Source organism: Micromonospora zamorensis (genome assembly GCF_900090275.1).
In the GTDB taxonomy this organism is placed as follows: Bacteria; Actinomycetota; Actinomycetes; order Mycobacteriales; family Micromonosporaceae; genus Micromonospora; species Micromonospora zamorensis.
Genome location: NZ_LT607755.1, coordinates 3507506 through 3523495, shown reverse-complemented (window position 1 = coordinate 3523495; position 15990 = coordinate 3507506). Strand labels below are relative to the sequence as shown.

The following is a 15990-nucleotide window of genomic DNA, read 5'->3' as shown; positions in this document are numbered from 1 at the left end:
CATCGGGGGCCATGTAGGCCGATGGGCCCGCAGTGCAGGGCTCTCACTCCGCGCTGTTCGATAGCGCCGCCGCGATGCCTTCCTGAAGCGCGGCAGCACGTCCGTCGTCGAACCCGGCCAGCAGGGAGTGAGCCTCCCTCCAGTGCTGTCCGGCTTCCTCTGGGCGGCCCGCCGCCGTCAGCGCAGCGGCCAGGTGGTCCAGCGTCAGGGCGAGTTGCCAATCGTCCCCGAGCTGCCGGTGGACCGCCGCCGCGCGGAGGTGGAAGGCGATCGCCTCGTCCGCCTGCCCCACTTCCCGGTACGCCTCACCGGCGCCATCGAGGGCCATCGCCTCGCGGCTGCGGTCCCCGAGCTCGCGCTGAATTGTGGCCGCCCGGTGCACGGCCTCCAGCGCCTCGGCGGGCCGCCCGGAAGCGCGCAGCACCCGCGCGTACTCCACCAGCCAGTGCCCCAGCCACAGCTGGCTCGCGCCCTCGGCGATGGCGATGGCCGACTCGATCGCGGCGCGCGCCTCGTCGGTGCGGCCGAGTTCCCGCAGGGCCATGCTCAGGAAGAAGAGCGAATTTCCCTCCTGCCCCCGGTCGTCGATCTCCCGCTGCACCACGAGTGCTCGATCCAGCAGGACCGCCGCCTCGGTCAGCTCACCCAGCTCGTAGCGAGTCTCGGCGAGGTTGCTCAGCAGCAGGGCCTGCCACCGCCGGTTGCCGAGCCGCTCGAAGATCGCCAGACTCTCGCCGAAGCGGGTCAGTGAGTCGGTGAGACGACGACTACGCAGACCCAGCAACCCGAGCGCGTTGATCGACACTGCTGTGCCGTACTCGTCGCCGATCTCCCGCCGGATGACCAGTGCGGCCTGATGGTGTTCGGCGGCCTCGGTGAGCTGGCGGGCTTGGAAGTGGGCCTTGCCGAGGCTTTCCAGTGCCTCCGCCTCGCCGCGCCGGTCGCCGAGCGTGCGGGCCGCTGCCAGGCCGATCCGGGCCGTGGCGAACCAACTCTCGAAGGCGTTCTGATGCATGGAGACGCTGCGGAGCAGCACCGCCAGATGCCAGGCGGTCCGCGGTAGGCCGGCATCGGCCGCAACTCGTGTGGCGGAGACCAGGTTGTCCCGTTCGGCGTCGAACCAGGCGTCCGCCTCGGCGTTGGTCGCGAAGGCGAGCGGCGTGACGTCGGTCGGCGGATCCAACGGTACGGTCCGGTAGAAGGGCAGAGTACGGGCCAGCGCGGCGTCGGCGGTGTGCAGATACCAGTCCAGCCCACGGCGCAGTGCCGCCTGCCGATCCTCTGCGCTCTCCAGGTGCCGGACCTGGTCGACCGCGTAGGCGCGCAGCAGGTCATGGAGTTGGTAGCGCCCCGGAGCGCTCTGCTCCAACAGGTGAGCGCTGACCAGAGCGTCGAGCGGCTGCCGTACCCGGGACACCGCCATGCCGGTCAGCGCCGCGGCGGCCGGGGCACTGAGGTCGGGGCCAGGGTGCAGCCCGAGAAGTCGAAACAGTCGGGCGGCCGTCGGGTTCAGGGCGCGGTAGGACCAGGCAAACACCGCACGTACCGCGTCGGACTCCTCGTCTTCCTCGGCGGTGAGTGCGTCCCACAGGGCCGACTCGTCTCGTAAATCCTCAATCAGCTCGCCGAGGGGCATGAATGGCCGGCTCGCCGCCCGTTCGGCGGCGATGCGCAGTGCGAGGGGCAGCCGAGCGCAGAGTCGAGCCAGCTCGCCCAGCTCGGCGGGGTCGTCGCCGCTGCGGTAGGGCGAGGTGATGCCGCGCAGCAGGGTGACGGCGTCGTCCTCGGTCAACATGCGCAGCGTCAGCCGTCGACCGCCGTCGCGGGTGGCCAGCCCGGAGAGCATGTTCCGACTCGTGACAACGACCAGGCAGTGATCCGTGCCAGGCAGCAGTGGGCGCACCTGACGCGCGGTTGCGGCGTTGTCCAACACCACCAGTACGCGCCGGCCGGCCAGTCGAGAGCGGTACAGCGCGGCCCGTTCATCCAGATCTGCCGGCACCGCCGAAGGTGGAACGCCAAGGGCCCGCAGGAAGCGGTCGAGGATCTGATCCGGCTGCGCCGGTTGGCCCGGATCGTAACCACGCAGGTTGGCGTAGAGCTGCCCGTCGGGAAACCTGCTCCGAATGCTGTGCGCCCAGCGCAGGGCGACTGAGGTCTTACCGACGCCGGCCGTCCCGGTGATCACCGACAGGCTGACATTGACGCTCTCTTCCCCGTCGGTCAGCAGCCGGTTGAGCGTTTGTAGCTCCTCCACCCTGTTGACGAAACCGCGGACGTCACCGGGGAGTTGTTGCGGTCGCTCCTGGGAAGCGGCCCCGCCGTGGAAGTGCACACCGCCGTAGACGTCGCGGGCCTGGACCAGATCCGCCGGTCCGGACAGCGCGGACCGGTTCACCTGAGCGGGCCGCTGCCCGGCTCCGTCCGACCCGGCGCCTTCCATCTCTCACCCCGCGCGGGGAAGTCCCAACGGCGCCACCACCCGGGTGAAGAACTCGTCGAGCGGCTCACCGCCCTGGTAGAGCGACTCGATGAAGGATTGGCAGCTTGCCACCAAGTCGGGGTCACGCCAGCGGCGGGCGGACGCCAGCACACCGTCGGCGTCGTAGATGGCCTCATACATCACCTCGGCGCCGAGGGTGTAGATCTCCGGAACCGGTCCACCCGACTCGGCTGCCGCCACCGCGTCCGCGCCGACCACATGGGTCAGACCGCCGTACTCGTGCCGCAGTCGCAGCACGTGCAGCTCCCATTGAAGGTAAGGCGTAAGGGGCTCTTCGACGACCCGTACCCGTCGGGTGGCGAACCCGCTGTCGGCGATCCGCCGGTAGTAGCTCTGAAATTCGGGGCGGCGCGCGTCGAGGATTCGCAGCGAATCCTCCCACCGCCCGTCGGCAAACGCCTGCCAACCCTCGTCGCCGGGCTCCTTGAAGGTCTGCTGGCGTTCCAGCTTCCAGAAGCCCGGATCGCCGGTCTGCCAGAACCGATCCTCAAAGTCCGCCCAGTAGTCCGCCAGGCGAAGTTGCTCGCCAGGATCCCCGCGGAACAGGTCATGCATCAGGTATATCCACCTTCGCCGCGATCATTGTCGATCGGGGAATGATGATAAGCCGCTCGCCCGGATCCACGGAGACACCGGCTGGGAGTCGTTCCTGATACGTCTCAGTGAGGTCCTGCCCGATCACCGCGATGTCGCCGTTGCTCAACTCCCAGACGTCGGGGCAGCTGCCGTCGCCGGAGGTGTTGCCCAGCTCGTGGGAGGACTTGCCCCATCGGCGCGTGAGCTCGGCGGTAGGGTCCGCTTCCCAACGCTGTCCGCTCACGGCGACCTCCGAGATCAGGTGTTCATGCGAGCACCGAGGGTAACATCGAATCTTCTTGATGACTGTCGCCCGTGTTGCGTCTCCACGAGCCGGGCGCGATGGCGGAAGGCGGACGCATGACAGACCCGATCATGGTCACCGCGGCGACGACGCTCATCGCGTGGGCGACCACCGAGCTGGCCCAGAGTGGGCGGGCGGCGGTGTCCTCCCTGATCGGATTTCTACGCACCCGGTTTCAGCACGATCCGTCCTCACATGCCGTCATTGAGGGCGCTCTGCAGCAGCCGTCACCGGAGGCCGTGGGTCGCCTCGCCGAGCTGCTCGACAGTGAATCGCGCCGCGACAGGGCCTTCGGTGCTGAGCTGCGTGCGCGGTGGTCGCAGGTCGAGGTCACCCTTGCCGAAGGCGCCGGCGGCGTCGCGAACTCGGTCTCCGGTGACGTTCACGGGTCGGTAGTGCAGGCGCGAGACGTCCATGGCGGCATCCATCTCGGCGATGGCCCGGCTCGCCGCTGACCTCAGGAGCAGCGGCACGTCCCCAGCAGCGACGGCACCACGCCGCACGCGAAACAGGTTTCCGGCTGAGGAGCACGTACAACCGGACGAATAACCGGCGCCGGCCGGCTGCGGACCGGTCGATGTTATTGACGGCGGAGTTGCGTCGGAAGGGGCCGTTCGTCCTACTCGGATGACGAATGGTTGACTGCACTGAGAGTTCGGCGGAGACCGGAGGTAGTCGTTGCGCTATCAGATCCGCTTCGAGAGCGAGTTGCCCTCAGACGCCTTGCGCCGATGCCTGAGCGAGGACTTCGGCATCCCGCCGGACGCGGTCTACGTGGGGAGGACCGAGGACCGAGCAGTCGATGGCCCTCGGCCGGTCGCGATGCTCAATCCTCCAGACGAGGGCGAGGGTTTCGGCTGGATTCTGACCGGTGACGCCGAACTCGCCGACGCCACCGGGCAGGGGGAGCGGGAGCTGGCCGCCACCTTGGCCCGAACCTTCGGAGTGCGGGCGCTGGTCGACGATGGCAGCATCCACCCCGACCGGTGGCTTCTGGTCAGCATTGATGGCAGCAGTGGGAGGGTCATCACCGACGAGGACGCTGCGGCCGACGGGGACCTGCGGGTCGTGCATGCTCTCGAACCGATCAGCGGTGAACCGCAACTCGCGGTCGTGCCGCCGCCAGACTGGGCCCGCGACTGGTGACCAGCTATCTGGCGGCGACCCGCCGCCGAATCGTGTTGATGATCGACGCCCTGCGGTAATCCGGTAACTCGACCCGCATTACCTGGATGAACTCCGGCCGTAGCGGACCGAGATTGACAGGGCATCCGGCGAGTTCAGCGCACAGGTCGACCAGCGGTCAGGCCGTGTGGTGCCCGTAACGAACCGCGTAGATGGCGACCGAGTGCAGGGCGGGAGCATCGGAGTAGTCCAGCAGCACGTACCCCAGGAGCTGGTCTAGATCCTCCCGGCGCAGCGGTGTTGGGCGCTGTGCGGTCGCAGGTCCGTCACGTGATTGCCGGGGCGATTGTGGGCAGCAGCTCTGTCAGGTCGATCAGTTCGACGTGCTTGGCTGGCCCGGCGGTGAAGTCGCGGACCGTCATCTCTGCCGAGCCGAACTTCTCGTCGAAGCGCGCCGACGCAGGTTGGGCGCGGAGCGTCCGAGCGCCCAGGCGGCAGACCCATTGCTTGTTTGGAGGTACCTGATGGGCAAGGGACCGGATACGAAGAGTTGGGCCTTGCGCGGTGGCCCAGCAAGGGCGAGATGCACAAGATCGGCGAAGACGCCGCGCTTACGCATGGTGTCCCGGCCTTTCCACACCGCCATCTTGAACTCGGCGACGCGACGGTCCGTCTCCAAGTCGAACAATCGGCCCGGGTCGTTGCCAGCAGCCAGCGACGGTCTACGGAGCACCCGCTCGCCGTCGTCAAGGATCAGCGGGAGGACTTGAGTGATCACGGCCGCGTGGATGACGTCACTGAGCCGGCCGGCGTGCTTCCGAACCTGCAAGGCAGCGTGCAGTACGTCGAATCCCAGCTCTGATGCTGCCGCCACGGCGGCGGCAGCATCCCGATCGACGCCGTTCAGGTCGGCTTCCAGTGCGGAGATCCGCGAGGTGAGGTCACCGGCGCTAATGAACGTCAGTAAAGTTGAGAAGGCATCCGCCAGCAGGTGCTCGTCACCGGCAACGATGGGCCCTGCCGGCGGCTCACTCGGGGCGCGGGTAGGAGAAGGCGGCCGCTGCTCTCCGGGGTGGCATTCGAAGTGCAGCGGGCTGGTCGCGAAACCCAACGCGCGTAGGTGGCGTAGTGCAATGTGCGAGGTGAACTCGTTGCGGGGAAGTGCAGTCGCTGCCTCGAAGGCGTGCTTGACGGGCCACCGGACCCCGTCGACGTCGACCCAGTGATTTCGGACGTCTTCCTGGACTCGGCCACGCAGCCGCGCTCGGACCGTATCGGCGTCGATTTGGTACTGCCGTCCGTTGAGCTGAAAATCGTGTGTCATGACCCGTTGTGCCTGCGGATCGTCCTCAGGAAGTTCTGGATCATGTTGACGTCTCCGTCCCTGACGGCGTCCTTGCTGAAGTGCATGACCCGGTTACGTATCTCGCGGATCTCACTGAGGCGATTCACGAGGCGCCTACGCTCCAACCTCCAGCCGAGGCCGTTCCAGCAGCTCTCATCGCCAAGCACCGCCTGGTAGTGGGACATCGTCATCTTGTCGACAGAGCGGAAGGTCAGCCCTGCACGGATGCATGCTTCCCGGATAGTGGTCTCATCGAAGGTGCTGAGGATCAGCTGATGCAGCTCCCGGTCGATCTCGCCGATAAGGATGAACGGTGTCGCGGTCTGGTGGTAGGTCTGAACGACATCGGCGGCGGTGATGATGCCAGCGATTTTCCGCTCATGGTCCTTCACGAAGATGAACTCGTATTCCAGCAGTACGTGGAGTACGTCGATCAGGCGGCGGTCGTAGTCGAACACCTGGACATCGGGATCGATCGCGTCGCTGAACGTGGCCTCAGGGTTTTGCGCCCTGGCCTTGGTGATGGTTTTCCATGATACGACGCCATGGATCTTGTGAGGGTTTGCCAGGACCGGCAGTTGGGAGAAGTCGTCCAACTCCATGGCGGTGATGGCCTCGTCGAAGGTAGAGGTCGGCGTTACCGATATCAGGCGGGTTCGGCTTGGCAGGAGATTTCCAAGCGTCAGACCGATAGCGCTACCCGGCTCCTCATCCACCTCGCTCGTCGTCTCCTCAGGCCCATCGCTCGTGCCGTCTGCGGGTGGCGGCTGCGCCATGCCGAACCGGAGGACTCGCACTGTCTGGTCAAGGTCGACAGCGTTGAAGTCCGGCACCGTGGTCAAGCCGAAGTTCGCCAGGTCCGTCGTGATCTGGGGGGCTGCCTCGCTGTCCCGGTCCTCGACGCCCCACAGTCCGATGAGCTCACGAACGGTCATCGCTGTTGGTGTGCCTGTTTCGGCGGCCTGCCTGGCGTTCTCCAAGGCTGTCATGCGTCGTCCCACCGCTTCCGCCTGCGGTTCCTGGCGGTCCGTCACCTCAGCAGCGACACTCTTGATGAGCCGAAGGCGGAGTTCCCCCAGGAGAGGGCCGTTTGGTCCGACACGCCAAACCTCCCAACCTGGTACGGCGGTTACGTCGGCGACGGCGGCGGCCGCTCCCGAGGGCGTGTCGAACTCCCGCCCGTCGGCCAAGCGCAGCCGCCCTCGCGCCGTGACTGTCGCCTGATGTGGCATCGAACCTATGTACTGGCGGTAGTACAGAACCGCGCCCTCGTCCAACAGACCAGCGTTTTTGAGGTCGGAGATGCGGACCCGGCGTCCGTTGAGCAGGACCTCGCGGCGCGTCCGGGGCGGGTTGGGGGGCATGGATGCGCAGCCTAGGCGGTGATCGACACCGACCGGTGTCGCGAATCCGACTCACTGCCGTGGCGGGCTGTCGGGCAGGTCAACCCCGGTAAGGGGTGAAGTAGCATGCGGCGGTGATCCGTTCATGAGGCCTACCCTCGCCGCCGACACCCTGCGCCGAACCCTCACCCAGTACCTGACCACCACCTTCGGGTTGACCGAGGACGGCGTACGTCATGGTTTGGAGGGTTTTCTCTCCCACCCGGAGCAGGGTATCTTCCGCGGCCCTTACCTGCGGATCCGCACCCCCTTCCGCCCGGCGGAGGGGGACTGGCGGGCGAACCTGGACTGGGCGCCGGCCGGCTTCACCCCTTACCTGCATCAGGCGAACGCATTCGCCCGATTGTCGACGAAGGGCAGGGCCGCCCAGCCGACCCTGATCACCACCGGCACCGGCTCGGGTAAGACGGAGTCGTTCCTGATCCCGGTGCTCGACCACTGCCGGCGGCAGAAGCAGCAGGGCAGGGCCGGAGTCAAGGCGATCCTGCTCTACCCGATGAACGCCCTCGCGACGGACCAGACGTCTCGCATCAACGAGTTGCTCTCCGACCCGGCGCTCAGCCAGGTCACTGCTGGTCTCTACATCGGTGACGTTGCGGCCATCGAGTACGCGCATGTCTTCACCAAGCGGTCGGAGATGCGTCGCACCCCGCCGGACATCCTGATCACCAACTACAAGATGTTGGACCTGCTGCTCCAGCGCGCCGACGACCTGCCGCTCTGGGAGGGCGCCGAGCCGGCGTACGTGGTGCTGGACGAGTTCCACACCTACGACGGCGCGCAGGGCACCGACGTGGCGATGCTGCTGCGGCGGCTCGCCGCCGCGCTCGACCTCGATGAGCCGGAGCGGCCGCTCGGGCCGATCTGCCCGGTGGCGACCTCCGCGACGCTCGGTGAGGGCGGCGGGCGGGACGGTCGTACCGCGATCCGTGAGGTCGCCGAGCAGGTCTTCGGCGTCGCCTTCGACGCTGGCTCGCTGGTGGGGGAGGACCGCTACGAGGCCGGCGAGTTCATCGCCCGCCAGGACTTCAGCCTGCCACTGCCCACCCCCGAGCAGCTTGCGGCCGTCGACGACCGTGACCCCGAGGCGATGATGGCCGAGGTTGCCGAGCTGGTCCTCGGCGAGCGCTGCCTCGACAACCCGACCCGCCTCGGCGAACTGCTGCGCCAGCATCCGTTGACGAAGGCGGTGCTCGACTCGCTCCAGGCGCGGCCGTGCACCCTCGACGAGATCATCGACGTGCTGCCCCGGAAGAACGCCACTGGCTGGGGCAGCGTGATGAAGACCCCGCCCGAGATCACGGCGAAGGCTCTCGCCCGGTTCGTCGCCCTGCTCTCCGTGGCGCAGAACCCGGAGGCTCCCGGCCGCCCCCTGCTGAACATTGAAACCCACCTGTGGGTACGCGCCGTCTCCCGCCTGCTGCGCGGCACCTCCCACCAGGCCGCCTTCGGTTGGTACGGCGAAGCGCCGCGCGAGCTGGATCCGTACGCCACAGATGCGGACGTGGTTGTGGCCGACAACCGCTACCCACGGTTGCCGGCCATCTACTGCCGGCACTGCGGTCGCTCGGGCTGGATGGCGTTGTCGCCGGAGAAGGACCCGCAGGAGCTGGAGACCGACCCGGACAAGATCTACCGCGCCAGCGTCGGTCGGGACAAGCGCCGGGTCCGCGCGCTGATCTCCGCGACCGAGGACGAGGTACGCCAGCGCTCCCGTGGCCTGCTGGTCCTGGAGTACGGCCGTCGGGTGCGCCCCTTCGATGAACAGCGGGACCGGGAGCCCACCGACGACGCCGTCGTCGTGCTCGGCGACGTTCTCGACATCGACGGCGCCGAGAAGGACCGGTGCCCGTCCTGCGAGTTGGACCACGGCATCCGCTTCCTCGGTGCCGGCCTGGCCACCCTCGCCTCGGTGGCGATCACGCAACTCTTCACCGGTGGGGAACTTGATGAGGCCGAGAAGAAGACGCTGCTCTTCAACGACTCGGTGCAGGATGCCGCGCATCGGGCTGGTTTCGTCGCGAACCGGTCCTACTCGTTCTCGCTGCGTTCCCTGCTCGCCAGCCGGCTGGAGTCGGGAAAGTCGGTCGGGTTGGACGACCTGTTCGCCAAGATGGTCGAGGCAGCGGCGCAGCCGGAGATCCTCTCCACCGTGGTGCCGCCAGACCTGCACGATCAGCCCGGTGTCGACAGCCTGCTTGCCGGTGAGCACAGCGGCAGCCGGGAAACGTGGGAGCTGATCAGTGAGCGGCTCGTCTTCGCGACCGTGATGGAGACCGGGCTGCGTTCCCGGCAGGGCCGCACCCTGGAGTTGACCCGCAGTGTCGCCGTCGAGGTTGCCCTCGATGATCCGGCGCGGGCCGCCGCGATCTGCCGGGACGTCCACCTCACCGGCCCCGGTCACCTGGCCGGAATGGCGCCGGACGACGCCCGCTACCTCGCCTTCCTCCGCGGTCTGCTGGAACGGCTACGGACCCGGGGTGCGGTGTTCCACGAGTGGCTGGTGCCGTACCTGAAGCGCGGCGGCACCCGATGGCAGATCTGGGGCGGCCGGCCCGCCGGGATGCCCGCTTTCCCGAAGGGTCTGTCCGCGCCCGCGTTCCTGCTCGCCACGCCGAAGTCCCGCTCGGAGTTCGACGTGATCACCGCGCGCGGCAACTGGTATCAGGACTGGACGTCGCGCTGCCTTGGCCTCGACTCCGGTGACGCTGCCGGCTTCCTCAGCCAGCTGCTGCCGGCCCTCGCCGCAGACGGCGTGGTCGCCGTTGGCGACACCGAGGACGGCAACAAGGTGTACGGGCTGATGCCCGGCCACCTGCGGGTGACCCGACTCGACGACGCTTCCGCCGTGACTGCCGGAGTGGGCTGCGACACCTGCCACTGGCAGCAGACCGAGCACCCCGACCGGGTGGCCGACTGGATCGGCCAGCCGTGCCGGCAGTACCGCTGCCGCGGCCAACTCCAAGCCGCCCACGACGACACCGCAGCCGACGACTACTACCGGCGGCTCTACCTGGACAGCCCGGTGTTCCGGGTGGTCACCGGCGAACACACCGGCATGCTCACCCGCGCCCAGCGGGAGACGGTGGAGAAGCAGTTCCGCGAAGGCGAGCGCTACACCGACCCCAACGTGCTCTCCTGCACGCCCACGCTGGAGATGGGCATCGACATCGGCGCCCTCTCCGCGGTTGTGCTCGCCTCGCTCCCGCACGGTCCGGCCAACTACGTCCAGCGGGCGGGCCGCGCCGGCCGCAAGAGCGGCAACGCGCTCGTGCTGACCCTCGTGGGACGAACCGAGCGGGATCGCTACTACCTCACCGATCCCCGCGACATGATCGCCGGCCAGATCGTCCCGCCCGGCTGCTTTCTCTCCGCCGTGGAGATCCTGCGCCGCCAGTACCTGGCCCACCTGATCGACCTGGCCGCCCGCGGCCGCCTCGCCGGAGTGCTGCCGATGCCACGACGGGCGCACGTGCTGTTCGGCCCGACGGGTTGGCTGACGGGCCTCGCCGAAGCTGGTCGACGCGACGGTGGCCGGCTGGTGGAGGAATTCCTGGCCCTCTTCGGCGACAAGGTCCTCCGGGCCGCCGCCGACCAACTCCGTGAGTTCGCGGTGGATGGCATCGTCCACCGGGTCAAAGAAGCCGACGAAATCTGGGAATTCCGGTTGGCCGACCTGCGTCGCCGGATGCAGGAGCTTGCCACCGCCCGGGGCACGTTGGTGCCCAGCGACCCGGACCACGCCCGCGAGATCAAGATGTTGAAGGCCGAGGAGGGGGCGGTCCGCCGCCGCCTGCGAGAGGTCAGCGCGGCTGCCGCCCACGGCACCCTGGTCGAGTTCGGTCTGCTGCCCAACTATGCGCTCATCGACAGCCGGACCGACCTGGAAGCCACCCTGACCTGGGAGGACAAGACTGACGGCGACCGTCGGTTCCACAGCGAACTTCGTGAGTACGCACGTCCCGCCCGCCAGGCGTTGGTCGAGATCGCACCCGGCAACAGCTACTACGTGCGGGGCTACAAACACGAGATCTCCGGGCTCGACGTCGGTCCGGCGGACCGGCCGGCGTACGAGCAGTGGCGGATCTGCGCGCAATGTGGCTACGTCCGCACCCACCTTGCCAAGGAGGACACCAGCGCCTGCCCGCGATGCGCGGACCCGGGCATCGCCGATCACGGACGACTGTTCCAGGTGCTCCAGCCGACCCGGGTGCTGAGCCGCGACAAGCGCGACGACGCCCGCATCCGTGACGACAGCGACGACCGGGACCGACGGTTCTACGCCACCACCGTCGCCGTCGACGTGGATCCGGCCAAGGTTGATTCGTCCTGGCGGCACGCTCATGACACGTTCGGTGTCGACTACAGCCGGCACGCGATGATCCGGCACTTCAACCTTGGAGCGCAGCGCTACGACCGGGCGGCTGAACTCTTCGCGGGCGAAGAGGTGCGGATCAATCGGTTCCACACCTGCACCGCATGCGGCGGGACCACTGTTGATGGCGTCCCCGCAGTAGGCCAACAACTCGCCGCAGAGGCCTCCGGGTCGACCGTCGTGAAGGGCGCCGAGCACCACCGGCCCTGGTGCCCGCACCGGCGCTCGGCTGCCGCTGCAGACACCCACGTCGATCTCATCCTCGCCCACGAGCTGGAAACCGAGGCGCTGCGCATCCTTATCCCCGCTGCGACCGCCGTCGTGCAGGAGCGCATCGCGTCGTTCGCCGCGGCTATCCGCCTCGGCATCGCCGCGCAGTACGGGGGCGACCCGGCGCACCTTCAAGCCGTGTCGGCCACCATGCCGGATGGGCAGAGCGACGGAACACGGAACTTCGTGGTCGTCTACGACACTCAGCCGCAGGGCACCGGCTATCTGCACCGCCTCGCCAAACCGGAGGAGTTCCGCGCAGTCCTGGAACTCGCGCGGCAGCGAATTGCCGACTGCGTCTGCCGAAACGAAGGCAGGGCGGTGTGTCACCGCTGTCTCCTCCGTCACGCGCGCAACGAGCACTTCGCCCTGATGAGCCGTGACGAGGCGTTGGGCATGCTGGACAAGCTCCTCGACAGTTGGGACGTCCAGGAGGGCACCCGCACGGACGAGATCTCGCTGATCCACCAGGTCGAGAGCGAGTTGGAGATGCGTTTCCTCACCAAGTTGCTGGCGCTTGGCGAGACACCCAACTCGGGCCTGCGGATCGACCGGCGCACCGATCATGACGGCGCGCGCATCGCCGACCTTCGGTTCGTCCGCGGCAACGGCCAGAGCGTCACCCACTGGCAGATGAAGCTGCAGAACACCGTTCGGGGCACCCGCCCCGACGTCCACTTCAAGCGCCTCGACGCCCCCTCACCCGAGGTGGCGGTCTATCTGGACGGGTTCAAGTACCACGCCTCATCCCAGTACAACCGGCTCGCCGACGACGCCGAGAAGCGTGCCCGACTGCGCGCCCACGGCTACCTGGTCTTCGCGGCCACCTGGGACGACGTCAAGACCTGGGGGAGCGCGGAGGGGCAGGGGCGGTGGATGCCGTACGGCGGACTGAGCAAGCAGACCGCCAGGGACAAGTTCCGCGGCATGCTTCCTGGCGCGGATCCCGCAGAGCTTGAGGAGACGATCTGGGTCAATCCGATCGAACAGCTCATGCGCTTCCTCGCCGATCCTGATCTCGACCGTTGGCAGCGGCGGGCGGAAGCCGCTCTATGGGGCATGCTCAAGCAGGCCCGGGACAACAGCACCACCGACTCCGTAGGCGTCGCGGAAAGGTTGAACGCCGCTCTGCGTGGAAGCTCTCTGCCCCCGTCGACCGCGCGGCACATCATGGTCGCCCGATCTCAGGACAACGCAGGCTGCCCGGTGACGATCGTCCTCGACGCGCGCAGCAAACCGATGGCGACGATGTCAGCTCTCGCCGTCATCGACGATCTGCCCGCCGCAGTGGCGGACGAGGGCCACAAGGACCGCTGGGCCGCGTGGCTTGCCTGGGGCAACGTCATCCAGTTCCTCGGCAATGGTGGCGGCGACGCGGGTCAGCTCGCCGTGTCCACGCTTGATGCCTTCGAGTCGGCCTCTATGGCGGTCACCGAGGGCACCGGGCTCGTGCTCGCTCAACGCGCTTTGCCGCTTGACGAGGAGACGGCAACGTGGCTTGGCGTCTCGGCGCAGCCGGTCGCCGAGCCCGAGACACTCGACACGGAGTCGCCGTGGCGGGACGTCCTGCGCTACCTGGACCCGGCCGAGAACACCCTGGACCAGCTCGTCCAACAGCTCGCGCGGCAGGATCTGCCCGCACCGGTCGTCGGCTACGAGTTGGGCGACCAGGGCTGGCAGGCTGAGTTGGCCTGGCCCGACCGGCGGATCGCGATCGTGCTCACCGGTCCGTCCGACGACCCGGAGACGGAAGATCGCGACCGGGCGTACGCGGAAGCGGGCTGGCATGCCCGTACCGCTCGGGAGTGGTCGGTTGACGAGTTGGCCGCAGAGATCAAGGCGACGAGCGGGGGAGAACGTCGATGAGCACCGGGGCAACGACACTGCGGATGCTGGACCGCGCTGACAAGGAGGTCATGAAGCTCACCCGCGCCGACATCGGAGCGGTCTACGAGTTCATGCACAAGTTCCGGCACAACCCGGAGAACCCGGGGCTCAACCTGAAGGCGCTCAACAGCGACTCCCGGCTGATGTCCGCCCGGGTCAACAAGGACTACCGCGCGCTGCTGCTGCACATCTCCGAGCGCGACTACCTGCTCGTCGCGGTCAAGCACCGTGGTGAGGTGTACGACGACCTCTCCCGGTACGCGTACCGCATCAACCGGATCACCGGCGGCATCGAGGTCGTCGACATGGCGCCCGTTGGTGACAGCATCATCGGTCGGGTGGTGCCGCCGGATGTGGAACCGGAGCCAGCGCAGAAACCGCTCTTCGACACGTACACCGACTCCCAGCTGTTGGATCTCGGTGTGTCCGAGCCGCTGCTACCACAGATCCGGGAACTGACCACCGAGGCCGAGCTGCTGGAACTGCTGGACCGGGCGCCGCAGCTCACCACCGACGTGCTCTTCGCGCTCTTCGACGGCACCCCTTACGACGACGTGCTGCAACAGGTCACGGACCCGGTCCGCGCCGACGAGCCGGTCGACCCCGAGGACTTCGAGGCGGCAGTGGAACGCCCCGCCACGCAGGTGACCACCGACGACGAGGCATTGCAGGCGATGCTCGGCGAAGCCTTCGAACGGTGGCAGATCTTCCTGCACCCCACTCAGCGCAAGCTGGTCGAGCGCCGCTACAACGGTCCGGCACGGGTCGGTGGTGGCCCGGGTACCGGCAAGACGATCGTCGCTCTGCACCGCGTGGCGCACCTCGCCCGGCAGTTGCCAGACGGATCGGACAAGCCGATCCTGCTCACCACCTTCAACCGGAATCTGGCTGCCGACCTGCGGACTCGGCTCATGGCGTTGGGTGGGCAGGAGTTGGTGTCGCGCGTCGACATCGTCAACATCGACCGGTTGGCCAGCAGGGTAGTGGCCGAAGCCAAGGCAGGTGGCAGCCGCCGGGTGGTGGACGACAATCGGGTCCTTGAGCTGTGGGACGAGTTCCTCATCGAGACCGGCGAGACTGCCTGGGAGGCGGAGTTCCTTGCCGCTGAGTGGACCCAGGTGATCCTCGGTCAGGTGCTCAACTCACGGACGGACTACTTCAAGGCCCGCCGCCCCAACCGCGGTCGCAGCCTCTCGCGGATCGAGCGAGACCAGATCTGGCAGTTGACCGAACGCTTCACCACCTGGCTGGAGAATCGCGGCGTCTGGACCTGGCGCCAGGTGGCACAACGGGCTGCCCGCCTCGAAATGGACCGCACAGCCCAGAACACTGGCGTCGCAGGCGAGTCGTCCGGCGGGTTCTACCGGCCGCGTTACCGCCACGTGGTGGTCGACGAGGCGCAGGACCTCAGCGCCGCCCACTGGAAAATGCTGCGTGCCATGGTCGCCCCAGGCCCGGACGACATGTTCCTCACCGGCGACACCCACCAGCGCATCTACGACAACCACGTCACGTTGAGCAGCCTCGGCGTCAACATTCGCGGTCGGTCGTCCCGGCTCACCCTGAGCTACCGCACGACCCGGCAGATCCTCGCCGATGCGCTGCAGATCATGACGGGGGAGGTGTACGACGACCTCGACGGCGGTGAGGAGGACCTGGCCGGCTACCGGTCGCTGCTGCGTGGTGGCCGACCCGTGTTCCGTGGCGCCGCGACGTGGGCGCAGGAGCGGGATCTGATCGTCGAGCAGTTACGCGGTTGGGGCAGTCCGACGGACGGCTCGGTTGCCATCTGCGTACCGACCAGGGACCTGGCGGCGGAGGTCATCAGCCGACTGGAGGCTGATGGCCTGGACGTAGTGGAGATCGGCCCGGACGGCCCGAAGCGCCCTGACGGCGTGCACATCGGCACCATGCACCGGTTCAAGGGCCTCGAGTATCAGCGCATGATCATCGCTGGGGTCAGCGACGGCCTGGTGCCTCGGCAGATGATCAGCAGGTACCGGGACACCGACCCGAAGCGCTACCAGCGCGAACGCCAGCGTGACCGGTCGTTGCTGTTCGTCGCCGCCACCCGTGCGCGTGACGAGCTTGCGGTGTTCTGGCACGGCACGCCCAGCCCGTTCCTGACCGGGCGGCTCGTGCAGCGACAGCTAGCCTGATTGCCGCTCCTGCTCAGCGGGATCGGCGTTTGATGCGGGGAGG

The 15990-nt window shown here is 67.9% G+C and carries 9 protein-coding genes; 4 read left to right on the top strand and 5 right to left on the bottom strand.

The genetic code is table 11. The features are described from left to right. Positions 1–43 precede the first annotated feature (43 nt). The 3 genes from GA0070619_RS15460 to GA0070619_RS15450 are packed head-to-tail and all read right to left on the bottom strand — an operon-like array spanning position 44 to position 3323. Positions 44–2443 (bottom strand): ATP-binding protein, encoded by a 2400-nt coding sequence (locus GA0070619_RS15460; RefSeq protein ID WP_088948723.1) that lies wholly within the window; start codon positions 2441–2443, stop codon positions 44–46. 3 nt (positions 2444–2446) lie between these two features. After that, the gene (locus GA0070619_RS15455) at positions 2447–3058 is read right to left on the bottom strand and encodes a DUF6879 family protein (protein WP_088948722.1); all 612 of its coding nucleotides are present in this window, start codon (positions 3056–3058) and stop codon (positions 2447–2449) included. Next, positions 3051–3323 (bottom strand): hypothetical protein, encoded by a 273-nt coding sequence (locus GA0070619_RS15450; RefSeq protein WP_088948721.1) that lies wholly within the window; start codon positions 3321–3323, stop codon positions 3051–3053. Before GA0070619_RS15450 ends, GA0070619_RS15455 begins: the two co-directional genes overlap by 8 nt. Positions 3324–3439: 116 nt before the next feature. Here GA0070619_RS15450 and GA0070619_RS15445 point away from each other — a divergent pair, with 116 nt between their 5' ends. Beyond that, the gene (locus GA0070619_RS15445; protein WP_143743236.1) at positions 3440–3838 is read left to right on the top strand and encodes a hypothetical protein; all 399 of its coding nucleotides are present in this window, start codon (positions 3440–3442) and stop codon (positions 3836–3838) included. 367 nt (positions 3839–4205) lie between these two features. Continuing rightward, positions 4206–4529 carry a hypothetical protein gene (locus tag GA0070619_RS15440; RefSeq protein ID WP_231927431.1) on the top strand — a complete coding sequence of 108 codons (324 nt, stop codon included), beginning with the start codon at positions 4206–4208 and terminating at the stop codon, positions 4527–4529. 397 nt (positions 4530–4926) lie between these two features. Here the strand turns inward: GA0070619_RS15440 and GA0070619_RS15435 are convergent, their stop codons facing one another. Together GA0070619_RS15435 and GA0070619_RS15430 are read right to left on the bottom strand one after the other, a co-directional pair. Further along, positions 4927–5832 (bottom strand): hypothetical protein, encoded by a 906-nt coding sequence (locus GA0070619_RS15435; RefSeq protein ID WP_088948718.1) that lies wholly within the window; start codon positions 5830–5832, stop codon positions 4927–4929. Further along, positions 5829–7217 (bottom strand): restriction system modified-DNA reader domain-containing protein, encoded by a 1389-nt coding sequence (locus GA0070619_RS15430; RefSeq protein WP_088948717.1) that lies wholly within the window; start codon positions 7215–7217, stop codon positions 5829–5831. The genes GA0070619_RS15435 and GA0070619_RS15430 overlap by 4 nt, the downstream gene beginning before the upstream one ends. Positions 7218–7341: 124 nt before the next feature. Between GA0070619_RS15430 and GA0070619_RS15425 the strand changes: the two genes are divergently transcribed. Both GA0070619_RS15425 and GA0070619_RS15420 read left to right on the top strand, forming a co-directional pair. Continuing rightward, on the top strand, positions 7342–13767 hold the full coding sequence (locus tag GA0070619_RS15425) for a DEAD/DEAH box helicase (RefSeq protein ID WP_088948716.1): 6426 nt from the start codon (positions 7342–7344) through the stop codon (positions 13765–13767). Continuing rightward, positions 13764–15947, top strand: a complete 2184-nt coding sequence (locus GA0070619_RS15420) for a UvrD-helicase domain-containing protein (RefSeq protein WP_088948715.1) — start codon at positions 13764–13766, stop codon at positions 15945–15947. The genes GA0070619_RS15425 and GA0070619_RS15420 overlap by 4 nt, the downstream gene beginning before the upstream one ends. Positions 15948–15990 lie beyond the last annotated feature (43 nt).

Bases quoted from the DNA above. Each gene is read 5' to 3' on its own strand.
- GA0070619_RS15420 (WP_088948715.1), top strand. From the start codon at position 13,764: ATGAGCACCGGGGCAACGACACTGCGGATGCTGGACCGCGCTGACAAG.
- GA0070619_RS15455 (WP_088948722.1), bottom strand. From the start codon at position 3,058: ATGCATGACCTGTTCCGCGGGGATCCTGGCGAGCAACTTCGCCTGGCG.
- GA0070619_RS15445 (WP_143743236.1), top strand. From the start codon at position 3,440: ATGACAGACCCGATCATGGTCACCGCGGCGACGACGCTCATCGCGTGG.
- GA0070619_RS15430 (WP_088948717.1), bottom strand. From the start codon at position 7,217: ATGCCCCCCAACCCGCCCCGGACGCGCCGCGAGGTCCTGCTCAACGGA.
- GA0070619_RS15460 (WP_088948723.1), bottom strand. From the start codon at position 2,443: ATGGAAGGCGCCGGGTCGGACGGAGCCGGGCAGCGGCCCGCTCAGGTG.
- GA0070619_RS15425 (WP_088948716.1), top strand. From the start codon at position 7,342: ATGAGGCCTACCCTCGCCGCCGACACCCTGCGCCGAACCCTCACCCAG.
- GA0070619_RS15440 (WP_231927431.1), top strand. From the start codon at position 4,206: ATGCTCAATCCTCCAGACGAGGGCGAGGGTTTCGGCTGGATTCTGACC.
- GA0070619_RS15435 (WP_088948718.1), bottom strand. From the start codon at position 5,832: ATGACACACGATTTTCAGCTCAACGGACGGCAGTACCAAATCGACGCC.